Genomic DNA, 21,285 nt, shown 5'->3' on the forward strand with positions numbered 1-21,285 from the left:
CGGGACCGCTTCGCCGCCCGGCCGGCCACAAAGAGGGCCGCGCCCGAACCAGCCACGCTGGAACCATCGGCATGCAGGGTAATCACAGGAGCATCGTTGACACCATTCACGGTGACGGTGAGGGGCGCATCGGTGTAGCCGCCATGTCCATCACTCGCGCGAACCGTGAAGGTCACTTCATGCGATTTCCCGTCGCCAAGCTGTTGCACAGCCTCGCTGCTGGTATTGAGGTGGAATTCGTACTTGCCATCCTTGCCCATAATCAGGGTGCCATAATCCTTGTCCGTAACCATACCCGTGGATTTGCCGTCGCTGCCTACAATGGCGAAGCTAAGCGCATCCTTGGGCGCGCCAGTCGCGGTTACGTCTGGATCTGTAGCGGTGATGGAGCCCTTGGCCACCATGTCCGCCGGGGAATCTTCCGTTACTGCAACATCAGAACCAGCCACCAGCACAGGGGCGCTGGGCTTGTCGTTGGCGTAATTAAGATCGGCGGACAGTTTGACATCCACCTTGTCGCCAGCAGTGTTGCCATTGGAAAGAGTCAGCGTTGCGCTGTCTTCCATATGCCCGCTGTAGTTCGTGCCGCCAGCGGGAGCCGCATAGGTGTAGGAGAAGTTGCCGTTGCTACCCTTTGTGACAGTAAATATGCCACCGAGCTTGCCTGCAACAGTGTACGAAGTCGGCTCGAGCTTGTCAGTTTCACCCCTGTCAACATCGGCCAGGGTGAATGAGCCAGAGGGGTCTGTTTGCGCCCACGTACCGTCCGCGTGCTGGTCAAGGGCCACGGTGTCGCTCTGTGAAACCACGTATGGCTTGTCGTTGCTGCCATTGATGGTGATGGTAATGGTTCTGTAATCGCTGCCGTTGGTGACCGTAAACTTTTGAATGATCGCATCCGTTTTTGTCAGCGCCTGCACGTCCGGATGGTCATTGTTCAGCGTGTAGCTGTATTTGCCATTGGGCAACAAGGTAATCGTACCGTATTTATCTGAAATAACGGATGTCTCATGCCCAGCCCCGTCAATCAGGAACATATCGGCATCATACTTACCATTGTTGCTCGGCGTTACGCTGCCCACGGCAACAGTCTTGCCCGTAGGTTGCCCACCAATCAAACTGTCTTCCTGTACGGAATCAGTCACATCCTTGATCGGGAGATTGCCGAACTTGGTGCCGTCTCCGCCAACACTATCGCCCATCTTGCCAACATTGATGATAAGCTCAATGGGTTTTTCGGCCACTGCGTTATGGTCGTCACGCGCATAGATGGTGAATGTTTCCGTGGTGGTGTCACCGCTGGCATGATTTTTCACATAATTCTGGTAGTTGCTGCCCGCCCGATCCAGCACGTATTGGTACGTGCCATTGGGGCTGATGATCAGCGTACCGTATTCTCCCTTTATTTCCTGAACAAGATTGCCCGAGCCGCCTTTTTCAACAGCAAAGAACGTAAGGCTGGAGCCATGATCATTGTCAGTCACGAGGTCGGTAGTATTGAGTGTACCGCGCACCACAGGGTCGCCAGAAGGGGAAGAAAACAATGAACCATTGGACCAGCCCGCAATTTCATCAGAATCCACCACAACGACACGATCTGCCCCAACTGCGGTGGAGAGGAAAGAGCTTACGTCATTTCCAAGCCCCAGCTTGGTGAGCATATCATCGAGCCTGCCAAAATCATCAAGAGTGCTGGCGGCACCATTGGCGACCTTGGTCAGCCATTCCTGCACCCCCTTCCACCCGTTAAAAAAGCCGATGATGTCGCCGATGAAGCCTGAATGGCTCTTCACCTCATCCATGATGTTGTCTATGCCCTGTGTGACATACGCCCGGATGAGATCGGGATGGTCAGTCAGGTAGGTGATGGCAGCGGCGGGATTTGCCAGCGTGGCAAAGCTGGCGTCTTCATGCCCGCCGGTAAAGGCATCCGTGTAGTCGTGCACCGTAAACAATGGGGCCGCGGCCTTCACCACCGGCACATCGTTGGTGCCGTTGATGGTAATGCTGAGAGAGCCGTCAATGGACTGACCATGCGAAGCACTGTCGCTGTGGGCGGTTATGCCGAGGTTCACACTGACATTTTCACCCTGAGCCAGACCGTTGAATGCCGTGCTGCTGGTATTGGGCGTGAAGGTATAGGAACCATCCTCATTCACATGCAATGTGCCGTAGTCGCCAACCTTGTAGTCATACCCGGCAGCGGCATTGCCGCTGCCGCCAACATCATGCGTCCCCGTGCCGTCAGTATAGGACAGGGTCTTGTATGTGTAGGTGCTGTAGCTGTCTTTCTCCGCGCCTGCGGTGAGGTTCTTGAGGGCATGTCCATCGGTATCCAGATTGGTATCCGGATCATTCACTCCAAGATGCCCGCGAATAACCCCGGCAGCGAGTGTTCCACCGCTGGCATCAACAGGCTGTGCCTTGTTGGCGCCCAGCTTGTCAGCTTCGGTATAGTGCAGAACGCCCTGGATTGAACCTGTGACACCGTCTTCCTTGACGGTCAGGGCGTTGCCTGCCAGCTTGCCTGCGGCATCCTCACCTGTGATGGTAATGACAATGGGCTTGATTTCAGAATATGCGCCATCGGCATCCTTGACGCGCACATAGAAGGTATCGGTAACAGAACTGCCCTTGGCAAGGGACGTCAGATCTTCTGTCCGCTCATAACGGTATTCGCCAGTGGCCTGATCGATGATCAGGCGACCGTACGTGCCTTGCTGAACTGGTGTGTCGCCAGAGTAGTCAGTGGTGGACTTTACCAGCGAGAAGGTGAAACCCGAAGATACCGTCTGGGCTGTGCCCCCGGTCTGTTCATAATCCAGCAGCTCTACCTGTCCGGTTGTGGAATGCGCAACACTTTCAGCCAGGGTGACGGCAGGGGCCTGCGTAATGATGGGCCTGTCGTTGGCGCCCTCAATGCGTACGGAAACTGGGGCCTTGGCCACATCTGTATTGGTTGCAGTGTCATGAACGACTACCGAGAAATTGTCCTCTGTGTGTTCATGAAAGTTCTTTTCCTGCACATCCGCATCAGTATTGTCCACCGTGTAGACATATTTGAACACGGACGTGCCGTTGGCGTCAGTATGCGAGGTATCCTTGGAGATGGTCAGCGAACCGTTTTCCAGCTTGATGACAATATTGCCGCTGGCATCTTTGGCTGCCTGCCCCACGTCAAGAGTGCTGGCAGAACCACCCGTAAGGGTCAGCTTGCCATCGGCATCTATGCTGGCTGTGCCTGTTTGCAGACCTGTGCCAGCCATGAGGGCATTCAGATCGCAGTTCTTGCCGTCCACCTGAATAACATAGTGCAGCTTGGCACTTTCAGCAGCGGAGGCGAGAGCGTTGTTGTCCGTGGTATCGGCATCATGCGCGCCAATGTAGCCAGTGGCAGTGCGTACGCCAGCGCTACCGTCCTGCATTTTGGCGGCATTGGCAGCAGCAGCGGCACTGGTGATCGGGTTTACCCCAGACTCCACAACGGCATTACTGGGCGTGACCCAGCCAGTATTGATAATGGTGGGATCGTCCTTGCCATTGACCGTAACCGTGACGGTTTGCAGGCTGTACGCGCCGTATTTGTCAACCACGGCAACCTGGAAGGTTTCAGTAAGTTTTTCGCCCGCATCCAGGCTGATGACGGAGGCGTTGTTCTTGGCGAGGGTGTAGGTGTATTCGCCTGTCTGCGGGTTAATGCTCAGCGTACCGTAGCTGCCTGCCACAGACGAAGTCATTGCAGGGGTATTGCCAGTTTCGGTAACGCTGTTGTCCACGATGCCGAAGGTATGCGAATCGTTAACATCCGCATCCGTCACCTTGACGCTGCCTGCCAGGGCGGTGTCAGAAGCAGGGCCGCCATCGGTCACTTCAAGGGAACTGTCGGTCAGGGTCAGCACGGGCTTGTCGTTAGTGCCGTAGATGACAATGGGAATGGTAATCGCTGTGGAAGATGCGCTGTGTTCGTCCACAGCCACGGCCTTGAAGTTCAGCGTGAGCTTCTCTCCAGAGCCAAGGGCGTTAACGGCATCGCTGCCCGTCGCCAGGGTAAAGGTATATTTGCCGGTGGCTTCGTTGAGATACAGCGTACCATAGAGAGACTCCGCGGAATGAGGCTGCCCGGCGGCGTAGACGTTGATAACCGTGGCGTTGCCGCCACCAGTGCCGGGATATGCGCCAGGGCTCGCAACCATGTCTGCACTGATGGCAGTGGTCTGGGTCGTGCCATCCTTGACAAAGGTACCAGCCACGGAACCCGTCGAAAGCTCGCCGGAATCCGTGCCCAAATGCTTGTAGGCATTTGCGCCCGAAGTAGCGGTGATGAGACCATACGTCAACGTGGCGCCAGTATCGGAATCCTTGCCTGTCAACGCGCCCTCAACCGAATCTTTATAGCTGTTGCCGTGGGCCGCGGGATCCCCTGTGCCGGAAGGCATATGGGCGTTGCCGCCGTCCAGCCGTCCGTCGTCTTTCAGCGTAAGAGTCTTGCCCGTCACGGTGGGCGCATCGTTGGTGCCCTGCACGTTGATGGCGATATTGTGCGCCACAGGATTGCCATGACCGTCCGTAACGGAAATGGTGTAATTCAGGGTTTTGGTTTCGCCTTCGGCCAGACTTGCGGTTTTGGTTTGATTAACGGCGTAGCTGTACGAATAGGTGATGGATTCCGACCCGTCGCTGTTGACGCTGCTCACTCCAGTGACTGTCAGGGTACCGTAGGTATCATTGACGGTCCATGTGCCTGCGCCGTTCAGGACGGGAAGCTTGCTGACATCGATGCCAGATGAGCTGCTGAGCGTAGCCTTGAGAACATCATTGGTGTCCATGTCCGTCACGGTAAACGAACCTGCACTTACAGCGCTGGAACCATCGTTCAGCTTGCTGCCGCTGGCGGCCACATTATTGTAGCCCGGGATGCTCGAGGACGAGCCGGTGTGCGCCGGATCCGCCTGAGAAACTACACCAGCTTCCTTGACAGTCAGGGTACCGCTGGTTTTGTCAATCAGGGTCTGGTCATTGGCGCCCGTGATTGTGAAGGATACGGTTTCCGTGTCTGTGGAGCCGTGCAGATCCGTCACCTTGACCTGGAAGGTTTCGGTATGGGTTTGCCCCTCGCCCAGATTCTGCACCGCATTGGAGCCATTGTTCAGATCATACTTGTAGGTGCCGTCCGGATTGACGGTCAGAACACCGTACTTGGTCGTATAGGTAGCCACGCCAGTGCCTGGATCCACACTGGCCGTACCGGTAGTGGTTTCACCGCCGGAGGTGCCGCCAGCAATGGCATAGCTATGGTTGGCCGCGCCGTTGGTGCTGCCCTTGAACGCGCCGTCAGCATCGGCATCAGCCACTGTAAAGGTGCCGCTGGCCTGATAGCTGCCGCTGTCTTCCTTAAAGGAACCGGCGCTCGGTGCTGCCAGGGAAAGGTCGGGCCTGTCGTTTGTGCCTGTGATGGTCACGGTAATGGGCTGGGTTACTGACCCTCCATGCCCGTCCGCCACTTTGACCACAAAGGTTTCCGTGACCTTCTGGTTTTCGTTGAGCGCATCGGCCTTGGTGTTGTCGAGCGTGTAGGTGTAAACACCAGCCCTGGGGTCAATAACAAGTGTACCGTAGCTGGTGGTTACGGTTGTTGCGCTGTTGGTTCCGCTGTTGTCCACCGAGGTGCCGGTTCCAGCGGCCACGCTGAAGGTCAGCTCGGGTTTGCCGCCAGAATTGTCGTTATCGTCCACATCAGTGGCGGTAACGTAGCCTTGAGTTGCAACCGTGCCGTTGAAAAGATCATTGGAGTGGGCGGGGTCATGGCTGCCCTGCACACCCTTTTCAATCACGTCAACAGCGATAACGGAGCTGCCAATGACGGGGTTGTCATTGGTGCCGTTAATAACCACTGTTATTGTCTGGGAGTGGTTGGCTCCATGGATATCTGTGGTGGTAACGGTGAAGCTTTCCGTGTGCGACTGCCCCTCGCCAAGTTTCTGCACGGCGGGCTTACTGTTATCCAGCTCGTAGGTATAGGTGCCGTCAGACTTCAGGGTCAATGTTCCGTAGTCCGTTGCAACGGAAACGGGGCTGCCAGCATGGCTGTTTATATCCATTGAGCCGCTGGCAGTCTGTCCCATGCCTGCAATGGAGAGAGTCTGGCTGGCACCATCGTTATCAGGATCGGCCACGGCCCAGATGCCTGCGGATGTGGTTGTGGCAGCGTCTTCCTTCAGTGTGCCGGAGTCGCCGGGAGTTACGGTCAAATGGGGCTGGTCGTTGGTGCCCGTGATGGTCAGGCTGACGGCCTGATCAACATGCACGCCCTTGCTGTCCGTGACAGTAACCGTAAAAGTATAATTGCGAGTTTCGCCCTGATGAAGGGCCTGCGTTTCGCTGGCGTTGTTATTCAGCTCGTAGGAATACGTGTAGGTTTTGCTGCTGCCGGAATCATTGGCAACGGCAGCGCCAGCCGTGAGCGTAAACGTTCCTTCGGGCGTGGTGACGGTATAGGTGCCGTCATGGTTGTCCTTAAAAGCCGCGCCCGGCAATTCCTTTACCGCAATACTGACGGCCTGAGTGTCGTTATTGTCCACATCGGTCACAGTAAAGCTGTGGCCAGAATCCGCATCCTTGGGTGTGCCTGCAAAAGCCTCGTTGGGATCACCGTGTACATTCTTGACGCCGAGTTCCACCACCGACAGTGCGGCGAGAGTCGGTGCGGTAGTGATTACGGGCGTGTCATTGGCACCCTTGACGGTAACGCTGACGCTTTCCTGCACATAGGCGCCAAAGCTGTCGCGCGCCACCAGACCGATGGAAACATCCCGCGAATCGCCATCTTGCATGCCCTGCACGGCGGGCGAATCATTGTACAGAGTAAACTTGTAGGATGCGCCCTTGGTGGGGTCTGCATCTTCTGTCAGAGTGAATTCGCCCACATAGTTTTTGGCTGTGGCAGCGGTGGATGCATCCGTGGTGGTCGTTAAGGTATGCCCGTCACTGGCAAGCACCACATATACCTTGCCGTGCATGGTGTCGCTGCCGGGCTGGATCAGACCGTAGTGCAGCGAGTCGCCATTATCCACATCATGCCCAATGATCGTGCCGGTCACAGAGCTTTGGGCGGTGCTGTCGCTGGCTTCAGTCAGGGTGGCGCTCAGGGCGGTGCTGCCGCTCTGGCCGTTCCAGGAGTTTTGCGTAATGGTGGGCACATCGTTGGTGCCCAGGATGTTGATAACAATGGCGTTGCCCGCCACGGTGCCGTCCCGCAGGGTTGAGCTGTTGCCGTCTTCAGCGCCGTGCTCGTCACGCACATAGGGCTCAAACTTCAGGCTGACCTGCTGGCCCTCGGCCAGTTTGTTGGTAGCCCCCTCGCCATCGGCGTTTTTCAGCGTAAACGTATACGTGGCCGTGGTGTCGCTGGTTTTTCCCAGTACCAGATCGCCATAATTGGTGCTGATGACAATCTGACCGCCCTGCTCGGCTATGCCCGTCACCACCACATCGGAAGTAGTATGGTCGGGATTGTTAACAGAGCCGATCACAAACGTGCCCTTGAGGGTGCCGTCAGCGTTGACGCTGGTCATGTCCAGCAGATTGCCGTTCACATCCTTGAGGCCAAAATACAATTGCGCGCCGTGGTCGGGATCATGAGCCGTAATAGTGCCGCTCAGGATAGCCTGCACACCGGGTGCGCCGTTCAGCTCATCCGCATGCAGTTTGTCCCCCACAGGCTGGTCGGCGTAGACTCCGCCTTCCTTGAGCGTCAGCGTAGAGCCAACCCCCGTAATATCCGGCGCATCGTTGCTGCCAGTGATGACAACATTGATGGGCTGGGTCACAGTATGGCCCTGCCCGTCATTGATGGAGAAAACAATATTGTCGGCCTGCTTCTCGCCTTGGGCAAGGCTGTCCGTGGGGCTGTCGGGGTCCTGCTTGAGGGTGTAGGTGTATGTAAAGGTAATGTTGCTGCCGCCGCCTGAAGGCGTGATAACAAGCGTACCGTAGTCACTCTCAACAGTCGTGGGGCCAGCGGTGCTGACCGCTACAACCTTGCCGCCCATGCTCACGGTGGTGGTCAGGCTGTCGCCATCTGGATCGGCCACAGAAAATGAACCGCTCTGACTGACCACTGGCGCGGCGCTGGCGGTTTTGCCGTCCCATGCGGATTCCGTAAGGCCAATGGCAATGGCTGCACCGCCCGTGGACAACGTGGGGGCGGCATTGGTGAGAAAGGGCGAAGCATAAGGATTGATGTTCGGCTGGGTATCGCCGCCAAAGCCAAGACGGTAATCAAGCCCGTCGAGGTGGTTTATGCCATCTTCCAATTCAGTATTAGCAAAGTTGCTGTATCTGCCACTGCGGGCGGGCGACGCCGAAGGGCCGGCGGCAGGGGAAAGGTCAGGCCCGAAGGCGTTGAAAAAATCCGCACCCGCAATGAGCTGACCGTCAACCTCAAATGAAGGAATGTCGTCCTTGTTGTACTGGGTGTAAAAATTCTGCAATTCAATGGCTGCGCCATCATCGAAACGGAAAAAGAGGCTGTCGGAACCTTGCGGGCGTTCAATGCTGACCTGGTCAGCAGAAAAATCAAGAAGCATGCGGGCATCGGGCGCGCTGGGAATAACTGTCACCTGCCCAGCGGCGGGACGAACAAGCTTGATGTCTGCCATGAAAATATATCCTTTTTACGGGGCGTTGCAAAAAAACACCCGATTGAACGCGCAAAACGACATAGGTCGCAAAAAACGACACTCACGCGTTTGCGGAAAACAAGCGCGAATTGCGCTGCAATAGTTAGGGAATAACAGAGGGGAACCCCTCGTCAATAAAAAGGAAATATGTTCGGCTGCCAGTGCTGGCGATAGCCCTTTTTATTGACACACCGGAACCTGAAGTTGGTGCGGCGTATAAATCATATCTATGAGAGGCTCAGGGTCGGCCTCCGCCAATGCTCTCACAAGAGAACGATTGTCGTTACGACAGTGCTTAAATTGGCTTTTATTTTTTTCTTAAATTCACAGACATTGTCAAGCCTTCTATGACCTACCCCAAGGACTGATCCACCTAAAAAAATTCGCATAATAGCCAGAAAATTTTTCGTATCTAGCTAACATTGATGGTAAATTCTTACGGTACTACTTCTGCCACTTATATATCCGATAATTTTTTACGAAGGCGATATTCATCCCATTCCCCGCCGTTGGGGAGGGGTAAAAACCATCATTGGCGCAAGTGGCCAGCCGTTAATGGAGCGCGCATATGGTAGTTGCTTTTCGATAACTACTTTTGCTCCAGCAGCACCATAACTATCTCGCCGTGCTGAAACTTACCACTAACTTACAAGTGGTGTACGCTGTGGGGTAAGGTCATCTAAGGTTCCTTGAAAATCGCATATTGGAGATATTCAATGGCAACCTTCACGAGCAAGAAGAAGGGCTCCCCCAAGCGTTGGAAAGGACAGGTTTGGTTTCAGGGCAGAATGGCAGCGGTAAAATGGTTCGGCAGCAGCAAGGCCGACGAGAGGAATGCCATAGCGTGGGAAGTAACCACCAGGAAGCAACTGGAGGAAGAAGCCGCGACTGCGCCGGAAAAAGTGACCCCTTTGGTCTCCGAGCCCCAACGGGTGACGATTCTTGAGTGGGGAACGGCCTACCTTGAAGAATGCCAGCGGCGCAACACCCTGGCGACCTTCAAAGAGAAACGTGACCGCTTTCGGCGGTTCATCCGCTACCTTGAGCAAACCAAGGGACTGTCACCAGATGATACAGTTGAATCCTTCGACAAAAAAAAGGCCCGCAAGTACCTTGCCTGGCAGCACGACCAGCGCGGCCCCAACTGCTCCAACAAAGACCGCAAAATCCTGACCACCGCCTGGAAGTGGGGCGCAGCCTACCTCGACCACTTTCCGCTGGATATGCCGGATTCGTTTCTGGCCTGCCAGCGGCATGCGGAGATACGGGTTCCCCGTTACATTTCGCCGGAAGATGATTTCTGGAAGGTCTACGAGACGGCTCCAGAACGTGAGAAGGCCATGCTGAACTGCTTTCTCAACCTCGCAGCGCGTAAGGGCGAACTGCTTAAGCTGACTTGGCAGGATGTGGATTTTGAGCGCGGCACTGTTGTGCTGACAACGCGCAAAACCAGCACAGGCACGGCCAAACGTGACGAAATGCCCATGAATGAGGACGTGCGCACTACCATGCTCTGGCTGTGGCAATACCGCCAGGGCAAAGGGAACCATGTGTTCACCTGCCCGGTTGAGCCGTACATCGAGCAACCCTATAAGACGGCAGCCCACGTGATGAAAAGGCTTTGTGCCAAGGCCAATGTGAAACCCTTTGGGTTTCACGCCATCAGGCACCTAGCGGCCACCATTCTGGCCCAGGAGGGCAAGAGCCTCTTTGCCATCCAGCACGCCCTGCGGCATGAAAAGCAGACAACCGCAGATAGGTATCTGCACAGCCTTGGAGCTTTCGCGGAAGTTTCGGATGCCCTGAGCGCATTGGCAAGCCGTGCCCCTGCAAGTTGTCACCCCTTTCCTGCCCTTCCGCGCTTTCACGAAAAAAGGATTCTTTTGCAAGTGAAAATGGAGAGAAGCAGTGTGGAGGGGCAAAGGCAGACGTGGTTCGCCGCAATCAGGGGCTGGTTTCCGGTAAACTCATCCCAACTGGAACGGAGTAGAGAATATGATTCAGGCTTTCTTATTTGGAAACGAAAAAAGGCTGCACTTAAGTGCAGCCTTTTTCAAAACTAACCCCCAGGGCAAGCCCCCTGTGGGTATCTGGTGAGGTTTTGACTATAACCTCTTGGAATCAATTGGCGTCCCCAAGGGGATTTGAACCCCTGTCGACGGCGTGAAAGCCGTATGGAATGCGCTTGCCGCCTTTGAATAGCTTAGTGTTAGCGTGCCCTCTTGGGCACCAATATGCACACCATTTCGCGATGCTCTGTAACCGTCAGATGTAACCGAGCAACGGGTACAGACGGTTCAATTCAGCACCACCGTGCCATAGCAACTTTCCAATCCGCTAGCGCAATCAGGCTGATGCAACACCCTGAATGCGCCCTTTCGCTGCACCCTGCCCCTGCTTATTCCCGTTATGCCCTTTTCTCCCTGCCATGCACTCGGGCGGGAGCGCCCGCCCATATCTCATCTCAACGATTGGCCAGCGGCCTACTCTCTCCCTCACATTCTAGCACCCACACTGTGGGCCGTAGCTGGCCCTGTGACGATCACAACAGCCATATCCTAGGCGCAGTAGCGGGCGCATCCTTTTTCGCCGGCGAAGCTGGCGCTCTGGGGGGCGCACCCGCGCCCTTCCCCGCTCCCCTTCTTCAAGAAAGACAGGGCAAAAGGTCATGGCCGACTGCCCGCCCACAATTGTTTCACGGGTCCTTCCATGCCCCCCGCTCGAGGGGCGGGTTACCGGCCCCGAAGTGTCGGGGATTTTTTGGGTTTTGTTCGATGGGAATTTGGGAAGAAAACGGCGCCAACAAAGGACTGAAAGCACTCGTGGCCGCGCTCGCCCAGGTGGTGGAGGTGCGTCATGGCTGATGAAAACAAAGCCGCCCTGGAGGCAATGGCGGCGGCGGTCAACGCCAAGGTCAAGGAAGAAGAGTCCGCGGCCAAGACAGATGTTCCGGCCGAGGCAATCACACCGGACTTTGTGGCCAAGTGCGCAGGCTTCGCCGAGAAGGGTGACGGCATACTGCACAGCGCCCTGTTTCGGGGAAAGCTTGTCTATGTCCCTGAGACAAAGACCTGGTACCGCTGGACCGGCCAGCAGTGGGAGACCACGCACATCCACCGGATTGAAGCATCAGTCGAAGAGGTGGGCCTCAAGTTCCGTGAGATCGCCGCGCACTACGACAAGCTTGCCCAGGATGAAAAGGATTCAGGTGATGAAGCTCTGGCCGCAAAGTTTTCGGCTTCAGCCGAGCGGCTGCGCAAGCGGTCTGGCTACCTCAACTCAAGCAAGGGTGTTAACGCCTGCATCAAGTTTACCCTGGCCAACCAGGAGCCGCTGATCACCAAGCCTGACGTGTGGGACAAAGATCCCTGGCTGCTGGGCGTGACCAACGGCGTGGTGGATCTGCGCACCGGCGAGCACCGTTCAGGCCGCCCCTCTGACTACATGCGCCGGGCTTGCCCCGTGGATTGGGCTGGCCTGAATGCTACGGCCCCGGTCTGGGAGCAATGCCTGTCAGAGATCCTTGGCGCGCATGACGGCGTCATCGACTACGTCCAGAAGGTGCTGGGCTATGCCATCACTGGTATGAGCACCGAGCCGCTGTTCCTTATGCTCTTTGGTGACCGGGGCCGTAACGGCAAAACGGTCATCATGGAAACCCTCAAAAAAGTGCTTGGCCCATACATGGGGCCTGTGCCGGCAGAGATGCTGCTGGATCGCAACGTGCCTAAAGACCCGGACAGCGCCAGCCCGACCATCATGAACCTGAACGGCCTGCGCATTGTGTGGGCTTCGGAAACAAACGAAAACCGCCGTTTCAGCACCTCGCAGGTGAAACTGCTCTCCGGCTCCGACTCGCTGACGGGCCGCTACCTGTGGGACAAAGAAAACACAGAGTTCCGGCCCACCCACACCCTGTTCCTGCTCACCAACTTCAAGCCGAGCGCGCCTGCTCACGACTCTGCCTTCTGGGAGCGCCTACGGCTGATCAACTTTCCCTACCGCTTTGTGGACCAGCCGAAGACCGAGTACGACCGCCAGCGCAACCCCAAGCTGGAGAAGCTGCTGGAGGATGAACTCCCCGGCATTCTCGCCTGGCTCGTGCGCGGTTGCCTCAAGTTCCAGAAAGACGGGCTGATACCACCAGTGGCCATCACAGAATGGACAGACGAATACCGCGTTGAGGAAGACAAAATACAGTTGTTCATAGATCTGTGCCTGGAGCAGGCTGATGCTGAATACAGGCTCAGTGCCACTGAGCTGTATGAGGTCTATCAGGCCTGGCACAAAAAATATGTGAAAGCCAAGAATATTCCCTCTATGCACTATTTTGGCCGCCAACTCTCGGCAAAAGTTGAGCGCCGCAAGGTTGGTGGCCACACCTACTATTTTGGCTACGACTTCTCGGAGGAAGGCGAACGCCTGCGCTCCTTCTCCAAATAGCTATGCCATCAGGAGTTTATGACCTTGCCATGACATTTCAGGGGGCAAAGGTCCTGCGGAAATTCTATTTTATACCAGTGGGATAAGTGCGTCAGGACAAAAGGACATCTCCCTAGAGGGGTCAACGCGTTTAACACAATTGGGTTTTTGAACCATATCCCGCGTTATTGTCCTATTGTCCTGTTCTTAAAAAAGTAAATAAAAATATAAAGATAGAAGTAGGACCTTTTTTAAAACAACAGGACCTTTCAGGACCTTTCGGGAAAACAGCATGCCAGCCGATATTGTTGACCTCTTTCGTGAGCTTGGGTTTAACCCGGCCAAAAAAACCGCAAAGGAATGGGCCTCGGCCTGTCCCTGCTGCGGTGGAAAAGACCGGTGCAGCATCTGGCCCGATGAACAGGAAGGGCGCGGCTACTACTGGTGCCGCCAGTGCGACGTCAAGGGTGACGGCATCCAGCTGCTCCGCGACTACGCCAGCATAAGCTACGGCGATGCCTGCAAGCGTGTTGGCGTGGCCCCTGTGGCCAACCTGAAAGCCCCGGCAATACCCAAGTCAAAGCACGTTGAGCCCTTCCAGGCCGTGAGCGGTCAGCTTGGCCAGCTGGAGGGTGTCGACCGCGATAAGTGGCAGACCCACGCCGCCAAGCTGGTGACCTGGGGGACAGAGTGCATGCTACGCGCTCCGGAGCACATGGAGTGGCTTGCTGCGCGTGGGCTGGATGCCGAGGCAGTGCAGCGTTACCGCCTGGGATTCAACCCGGGCGAACGTGGCAAGAATTGCATCATCCGCCCGCGAGAAAGCTGGGGCCTGCCCTCGATGCTCAAGGATAACGGCAAGCCCAAAAAACTTTGGCTGCCGCGCGGCATCATCGTGCCGCAAATCATGCCTGGGCCGAACGGAGCCGACCTGGTCGAGCGAGTGCGCATCCGCCGCCTGGATGTCGACCGGCAAGAGTTCCGGCCGGAGCACAAATACCATGTGGTCGAGGGCAGCAGCATGGATCTGCTGTGGCTGCCCTGCACTGCGCAGCACGATACTGGCGTGGTGGTGGTTCAGGAAACCGAGCTGGATACGTTCATGCTCCACGCTGTGGCCGGCGACCTGACCAGCTGCCTGGCGTCCATGACCAGCAACATCCGCAACATGTCCACCGCTGTGTACGAGCGGCTGAAGAACGCCAGCTGCATTCTGGTGGCGCTCGACTGCGACAAGGCCGGCGCAGAGGGGTGGCCTCGCTGGCGGGCCACATTCCCCCGCGCAAAGCGCTGGCCTGTGCCCATGGGCAAGGATGCGGGCGAGGCCTTTGGCGCGGGCCTCGACCTGCGCCTGTGGGTACAGGCGGGCATTCCAGAGGGCCTTCAGTTGGCTATGCCGGCAGGACATGCGCCTGACATGACCTTGCAGGAAGGGGCGCACGAAAATAAGGCGGAGCATGTAGAGCCTTCTGTGAAGCAGCCTGCGCCGCCGATTGAAGTGGCCGAACCGCAGCCGGAAGTGGCAGCCGAACAGCCAGCGCAAAAGAAGCGCCGCCCTCCCCGCCCGGAACCTGGCATATCCAAACACCTGTCCACCGCCGCTGGCCCCCTGGACAGCCTGGCCATACTGCGCCGCGTAGGCGTGGAGGCCGTGCCTGATGGCATTGATTTCACGCTCACAGGGCATGAGCGCTGGCCGCTGGATGACTACTGCGCGTTGTTCACCTGGCTGCGCCGCAACGGTCAGTGGGTAAAGATGGCGCTGGAAGGCGCAACGATTATGAAGGATCAGGCATGAAAGTACTTAAAACCCAACTGGATGCCGTAGAATTTTTGACCAACCAGGGCTTCAAAGTTTCCAAGAGCAAGTTCGGCCGTGATGTCAACGATGGCAAAGTGGCCACCACTGTCGAGGGATTTTTTGAAGATGGCGCACTGCTGGCCTATGCATCATTGCATCTTACGCCACTGGCCAAGGCAGAAAACAGGGCGCTGACTGACGCCACAGTCAACCGGGTGTCTGCTGATGCTGACCTCAAGCGCCTCACCGCCGATCGCGCCCGTCTGAAGCTGGAAAAAGAGCAGGGCCTCTTGATGCCTCGGGCGCAGTACGAGGAGGACCTGGCCGCGCGGGCCATGTTCTTCAAGTCGGAGGTGGACAGTTTCGGTTTTCGCAAGGCTGGCGAGATTATCGCCCTGGTCAATGGAGATGAAAGCAAGCTGCCCGACCTGCTGAAATGGTGGGCGGCGCAGACTGCGGACTGGACGGACGCCTGGGCGTCTGACCGCCAGTTCGTGGCCAGCAATGAAGAAACCGAGGAGATTGGAGAAGACTGATGAAGCAGATCCGCTTTACAGATGGCGAGCGGCACGTCTTCCGTAAGCGCCCCTATGAACCGCTGTCGGAATGGGCTGCGGCCAATCTGCTTGTTAAGGATGGCCCGTATGCCGGTGGGCGATACCGCAAGGACGTGAACCCTTATCTCGTGGAGATCATGGACACATGGTCGCACCCCGATGTGGAAGAGGTGGACGTGTGCGGCAGCGCCCAGACGGGCAAAACGCTGGTAATGCATGCAGCCCTGGCCTACAGCGTGGCGAAACGCCCGGGGCCACGCATGCTGGCCATGCAGGACGACGAAAGCCTGAGCAAAGTGGTTTCCAACAAGCTGCTGCCCATGTTTCGGGCCAGCCGCCCCGTGCGCGACCTGCTGGCCAAGGAACGCTCTGGCCAGATCACGTTCAGGGATTCAACAACCTTGTATCTGGCCAGCGCCCAAAGCCCCAACGCCCGCGCGTCTATCTCCATTCAGGATCTGATGCTCGACGAAGAGGCTCTGTACCGCCAGATCACCGGGCAGGGTGTTCCGGCGCTGGAGTTCCTCGAGCGCACGCGCAGTTATTCCAACACGCGCAAGGTGCTGCGGGAATCCAAGCCTATCGGCGGCGATGAGTGCAGCATCGTCCTTGCCATGGAAGAGTGCGACGAAGTTCGTCACTACGAGGCCCGTTGCCCGGCCTGCATGCAATACAACGAGCTGGTGGAGGATAACCTGGCGCTGGTGGAAAAAGGGGTTAGCCCGCAGGAAGTTGAGCGGCGCAAGCTGGGCCGCTACCGGTGCAAGTGCGGCTACCTGTGGACTGACCACATGCGCGATCGCGCCGTCAACATGGGGCGCTGGGTGGCCGCTGATCCGGTTCCCCATCCGCGTCGAGTGGGCTTTGTGCTTCCGGCCATCCTGTCAAAAAACGTCAGCCTTTCGGAGATCATGGCTGCAAAAATGCGGGCCGAGGCCTCCGACTCTCCGGCGCTCAAGCAGCACTACATCAACGGCATGTGGGCGAAACCGTACCGCGCAGTGGTGCAGGAAACTGAAGCCACCGCCATTTTGAAGCGGATCGACAAAAACCTGCAGGCGCGAACCGTGCCCGGCGACGTGGTGGCGCTCACGGCCGGGGTGGACAGCCAGGCACGTGGCTTCTGGTACACGATCTGGGGCTGGAAGCCCAACCTCGCCTCTGTGCTTGTAGACTACGGGCGGCTGCCAGATTGGGACGCTGTGCATGCCCTGCTGTATGAAACTCGGTATGATTATGAGGCAGACGGCCCAATGTCGGGCCGCAACCTGGGTATCTGGAGGGCAGGCATCGACTCGGGTGGTACCAGGTCGGACGACAAGGCCATCTCTCGTACCGAGGACGTTTACCGCTGGGTGCGCAAGTACGGCGGCAAGCGCATCTTTGCCTGCAAGGGCGCAAGCCATGAAAGCGTTACACCTGTGCGGGCCGTGAATATCGACCGCTTCCCCAGCTCACGCATGCGCATCAAGGGCGGGTTGTGGCTCTACCTGCTGGACACGCACTATTTCAAAAGTCTGCTGTTCGCCCGGCTGGCAGAAGATGCCAGGCAGCCCATCACCCTGCACAGGGATACCGACCAGATGTTTGCCGATCAGCTCTCTGCCGAGAGCCTGCAGCGCGATCGCAACGGCAAACTGGTGTGGGTAGTCAAGCGCCGGGCCAACCACCTGCTTGACTGCTCCATGATGGCCCATGCCTGCGTGGATGGATCGTGGTTGCCCAGCCTGCACCAGCTGCTGGAACGTGAAACCGCACAGAAGTCCAGGCCTGCACCAAAGCTGCACAGCCATTTGCCGGAGCCGGAGCATGGGGCGGCCCCACAGCGTCATATGTCCCAGGTTGCACCTGCCACGCGGGAGTTGCCTCAACGTGTCATGGCCGCGAGGGAGGCTCCCCAGCGCGTCGTAAACCGCCCGGGCTTCATGCGCCGGAGTTCAGACTTTTAGGAGCATGCAATGGCTAGACAAAGAGTGAACCTGCCCTATGACCGCACCGCTGACGGCGCGCGGGTGAATGTGATGCGGGCTGCGGAAATGCTGAGCTGCTCCCGCTCGTGGGTCTATAAGCTGATTGAGGCCGGGCACCTCAAGGCCTTCCGTATCGGCAGCCGCAAAGGTTTGCAGATTACCGTGCGCAGCCTTGAGGGGTATTTGGCGAGGCAGGCGGTGTTGAGTGACTAGCGCCTACAGGCTGATTGCCTGCACGCCCTTGGTTTTGACAAGATTCAGCAGTTTGAGTGCTGCCCCGCCGGGCTTGCGGACGCCGCGTTCCCAGTCGGAAATGAGATTCTTGGAAACATTCAGATACCACGCCAGCACGGGCTGGGAGAGTCCTTCCCGTTCACGCAGGGTACGAATTTCTTCCGCTGTCATGGGCTGCACGGGCACAAGGCACAGTTCGTCAAACGTGCGCATGGTCTGCTTGTCTACAACGCCAAGCTTGAACATGTCCCGCATGTCTTCGTGGACGGCAGCCGCGATTTCGCTGTGGTACTTGTTCTGCATGGTGTGCTCCTAAATTTCTATGATGATGCCGTTTTCCAGCATGATACCCAGGGCTTCTTCTGGCTGCTGCATAAGCACTTTGGCCTGTTCCTTGAGGATGGTCAGATCCTTTTGGCTTATATTTGCCATGTTGGCCTTGGCAAACCCAAAAGCAAAAAACACCCGCTCACCCTGCCGATAGAAAAGAATAACCCTGTAGCCGCCAGACTTTCCCTCGCCCTGCCGCGCCAACCGCTGCTTGTATACCAGGCCACCCAGACTGGCATTTATCTGCCCGGACTCCATTTGCGCAACAATATCTATCAGGGCTTCGTCTGGTATGCCTTCCTTGATGGCAAAGCGTTCAAAATTCCGAAGCTTGAAAAATCTCAAGAAAGGCCTCTCAAAGTGTCACGCATTGTATGACATACAGATATGTCACACAATGTCGGATGTCAATGGCGGGGGAAAAACTAGTCGGCAGGAGGAAGGGCAGCAGCAGCACTAGAACCAACACCGCCAACGTCATCTACTTGTTAATGGTCTTCTCCAGGAAAAAGAGAAGCTTGCTCTTTTTGAGCTACCTTCACCGGTTTGGAATTTTCTATAGCCTCGCCAATGGTAATGGAACCTGGACGCTTTTCGCCAAGTCCAACTACCATGGCAGAATCCCATTTGCCATCCTGCACAGCTAGATTGATCTGAAGATCAATATTTCTTGGATAATTATCAACGATCTGTGCTTCCCTATAAATGTCATGCAAATGCGTAATTTCTTCATCGCTCAAAAAACGGGTACTGATGGTACGCCGCTTACCTTCTTTAACGACCACTATACTCCGCTGCTTGAGCGCTACGTCCGTGATGTCATATTCTCCATCTATTTTATATGTCTTAGCTGCAACTGCCGATTCAACCTTTTTAACAGAGCGAAAAACCTCTTCTGCCTCAGGCTTGGAGTAGGATTTTTCCCCAACTGTGACGGTATCGGAGCCGCGCATGGAACTGGCAAGATGCTCCATCGGCTCAACAAGATGCCCTACAGCCCTTTTGCCCTCGGTAACTATTTCAGCATACTGTTGGCGAGTTTTTTCTTCTGCTAGACGAATCTCTTTTTGTGCATTGATTTGGGCAAGTTCAATTTGCGTGTCAGCATTTTTACCGTACACATAGCAAGAGCCTATGAGTACACACGCAAAAAATGAGCAAAGCACTATTGTCTTATGGCTACTATCCATTCCGTCTGCAATTTTTGCAATGTATTTAAGACAATTTTCAATATTTATTTTTACAAATGTACAGCCTCTATCAACTCGTACATTTACTATTAATTCATCATAACCAGAACGTAAAGATGCAAATGTAAGTTTTTTATTATTACTTTGATTGTAAATAGATAAAATTTGACGTTGTATTCTTATTACAAACTCTGCCAGTTTGTAGTTAAATTCTCCGTTCCACTGGTCACCATTCAATTTAATATTAATATTAAATCGACCATCAAACAGGGGGCTATCACCGATTTTGCCCCCTTGAAGACTTTCCAGCACCAAAGACAAAGCATCTTCAATACTCGCTGTAGATGCCTTGTTAGCCGATATTGAGATTGGCGATGCGGGAACAAAAACAAGCCTGGGACGTGTGCGGCGAAGGGAACGGCGTGCCATAATGCCTCACAAAAGTGATTTATCGAATTTTTGGAGTAAGTTGTTCAATCAAATTTAGCAATAAATCGATAAATGACATTTGCATAGATTTTTATCAAGCAAGTTTGACGCCTGGATTAACTGCCTTATGCACGAGACGAAGTGCATTTTCTCAGAGCAGTTGAATACGTTGAAGACTTATTTTTTCATTGATACATTTTGAGAAAAGATTAGGGATAAAAAATTGAAGGCTCGCAAAGCAGCAGCAAATCCATCGATGCCGCTGTACTTTGCCTTGCCATGTTCAAGGGACAAAGCCCCAGCCTTAGTTGGCTGTTGAGCAGGAAATAGGCCGGGCGCTCTGCGCGGCTTAAATAATGGAGGTTCCCATGCAAACAGGTATCTATGCGTTGCAGTATGCGAATGATCGTGACAGCGGAGCGGGTATTCTGGTCATAATGCCGGATGGCAAGCTTGCAGGCGGCGACCACTCCTTCACCTACACCGGGCAATGGCAGCAGCAAGGGGATGGCATAACCGCTGTGCTCCTGGCCAAAAAGCACAGACTTGCTTCTGGCGTTTCTATTTTTGGCCCGGTGGAAAAGCTCACCATTGACGGCAGCGGAACTATCGGCGGCATGGGCACAACAGCAACAACACCCATTCAGCTCACCGCCACCGCCCGCGAGTTTCCGGGGATAAAAATTAATGCGGTGCTGACCCTATTGGAAACATTGTAATCCACTAAGAATAGCATCCGTATTTCGCAATTTTTTTGGTCAGCAGAAAAAACTGTAATAAGTAGCGAGAACTCATCTATGAATAAAAATACAGATGAACTTCCACCCACAAAAATAACTCAATCAACATTTCACTCACGGCGGAAGTCCCCACGCTTGCTTTCTGGGTCATTAATACTCGACCTTCCAGATATTTTGACAAAAAATTTTATTCCATTTTTAAGGGCATTTCCTAGGGTTAGGATAGCGTTAATCGCTTTTCTTTGCTTCTTTTTATTATCAGCCCTAATCTGCAAATTATTTTTTGCTGATTATTTTGAAAAATTCAATGCATTATCAAATGATGGTTTATTTGTAACAATAATTTTATGTGCAATATTACTTTTTTATACTTTTATTTCGTTTACAAAATTTAACTTCAATGAACCTTTTTCATTAAATCTTGAAAGAATTTGGGAGGAACGAGAAAAACTTCAATTGCAGATAAGTTCTGATCAAAATGAAGTTTCATCTGAAAAAGATATATTTTATACTGTTCAGTTAAATATAAATAGACTTGATGAATATTACACAATAAACATTCGTCAGTCATATAGAAGTTTTAATATGAGTATTTTTTTGATAATAGCGGGCTTTATAACGCTAATCGCTGGTTTTTGGATATTTTATTTTGACGAAAATAGAAATATTACAATGGCAGTTGTTTCTGGGGTTTCATCCATCATAATGGAATTTATCGGCGGGACATGCTTCTACATCTATAATAAGACAACAAAACAATTAAATAATTTTTATGATCGACTTGTTATTGCACAAGATACAATGTTAGCAATTAAGCTCTGCGACCAGATTGAACCACAGGAAAAGCAGCATGATGTTCGTCGTCAAATCATTGTAAGTCTTCTTGGTCGATGCAGAAGTATTTAAATATTTTCAAGAATATTTTCTCAAAAAA

At 54.7% G+C, this 21,285-nt stretch carries 12 protein-coding genes; 8 read left to right on the forward strand and 4 right to left on the reverse strand.

Annotated elements, in window-relative coordinates; genetic code table 11:
- Positions 1-8,657, reverse strand: an 8,657-nt coding sequence (locus tag F8N36_RS08205) for a VCBS domain-containing protein (RefSeq protein ID WP_291332311.1), incomplete at its 3' end; no start/stop codon positions are given.
- A 737-nt stretch (positions 8,658-9,394) separates the two neighbouring features.
- On the opposite strand from F8N36_RS08205, the gene F8N36_RS08210 reads away from it, so the two are divergent.
- The 6 genes from F8N36_RS08210 to F8N36_RS08235 all read left to right on the forward strand — a co-directional run bounded on the left by F8N36_RS08210 (position 9,395) and on the right by F8N36_RS08235 (position 17,641).
- Complete coding sequence (locus tag F8N36_RS08210; protein ID WP_291332312.1) at positions 9,395-10,741, forward strand: site-specific integrase; 1,347 nt, start codon at positions 9,395-9,397, stop codon at positions 10,739-10,741.
- Between the two features lie 793 nt (positions 10,742-11,534).
- A complete protein-coding gene (locus F8N36_RS08215; RefSeq protein ID WP_291332313.1) occupies positions 11,535-13,121 on the forward strand; it encodes a phage/plasmid primase, P4 family in 1,587 nt (528 codons plus the stop codon).
- A gap of 271 nt (positions 13,122-13,392) precedes the next feature.
- On the forward strand, positions 13,393-14,898 hold the full coding sequence (locus tag F8N36_RS08220; protein WP_291332314.1) for a primase-helicase zinc-binding domain-containing protein: 1,506 nt from the start codon (positions 13,393-13,395) through the stop codon (positions 14,896-14,898).
- Positions 14,895-15,437, forward strand: coding sequence for a hypothetical protein (locus F8N36_RS08225; RefSeq protein WP_291332315.1), 543 nt, complete (start codon positions 14,895-14,897; stop codon positions 15,435-15,437). The genes F8N36_RS08220 and F8N36_RS08225 overlap by 4 nt, the downstream gene beginning before the upstream one ends.
- Positions 15,437-17,407 (forward strand): terminase gpA endonuclease subunit, encoded by a 1,971-nt coding sequence (locus F8N36_RS08230; RefSeq protein ID WP_291332316.1) that lies wholly within the window; start codon positions 15,437-15,439, stop codon positions 17,405-17,407. The genes F8N36_RS08225 and F8N36_RS08230 overlap by 1 nt, the downstream gene beginning before the upstream one ends.
- A 9-nt stretch (positions 17,408-17,416) precedes the next feature.
- Positions 17,417-17,641: a helix-turn-helix domain-containing protein gene (locus tag F8N36_RS08235; protein ID WP_291332317.1), complete on the forward strand. Its 225-nt coding sequence runs from the start codon at positions 17,417-17,419 to the stop codon at positions 17,639-17,641.
- A 3-nt stretch (positions 17,642-17,644) separates the two neighbouring features.
- Here F8N36_RS08235 and F8N36_RS08240 read toward each other — a convergent pair whose 3' ends face one another.
- From F8N36_RS08240 to F8N36_RS08250, 3 genes are all read right to left on the reverse strand, one after another.
- Positions 17,645-17,965 (reverse strand): DNA-binding transcriptional regulator, encoded by a 321-nt coding sequence (locus F8N36_RS08240; protein WP_291332318.1) that lies wholly within the window; start codon positions 17,963-17,965, stop codon positions 17,645-17,647.
- A 9-nt stretch (positions 17,966-17,974) separates the two neighbouring features.
- Positions 17,975-18,337: a type II toxin-antitoxin system RelE/ParE family toxin gene (locus F8N36_RS08245; RefSeq protein ID WP_291332319.1), complete on the reverse strand. Its 363-nt coding sequence runs from the start codon at positions 18,335-18,337 to the stop codon at positions 17,975-17,977.
- Positions 18,338-18,480: 143 nt separating this feature from the next.
- Entirely contained in the window at positions 18,481-19,611 is a 1,131-nt protein-coding gene (locus F8N36_RS08250) for a hypothetical protein (protein ID WP_291332320.1), read from the reverse strand.
- A 368-nt stretch (positions 19,612-19,979) separates the two neighbouring features.
- On the opposite strand from F8N36_RS08250, the gene F8N36_RS08255 reads away from it, so the two are divergent.
- Both F8N36_RS08255 and F8N36_RS08260 read left to right on the forward strand, forming a co-directional pair.
- The gene (locus F8N36_RS08255; RefSeq protein WP_291332321.1) at positions 19,980-20,330 is read left to right on the forward strand and encodes a GrlR family regulatory protein; all 351 of its coding nucleotides are present in this window, start codon (positions 19,980-19,982) and stop codon (positions 20,328-20,330) included.
- Between the two features lie 78 nt (positions 20,331-20,408).
- Positions 20,409-21,257 carry a hypothetical protein gene (locus tag F8N36_RS08260; RefSeq protein ID WP_291332322.1) on the forward strand — a complete coding sequence of 283 codons (849 nt, stop codon included), beginning with the start codon at positions 20,409-20,411 and terminating at the stop codon, positions 21,255-21,257.
- The last annotated feature ends 28 nt before the right edge of the window (positions 21,258-21,285 follow it).

The sequence above is a fragment of the Desulfovibrio sp. genome (genome assembly GCF_009712225.1).
Lineage (GTDB): Bacteria > Desulfobacterota > Desulfovibrionia > Desulfovibrionales > Desulfovibrionaceae > Desulfovibrio.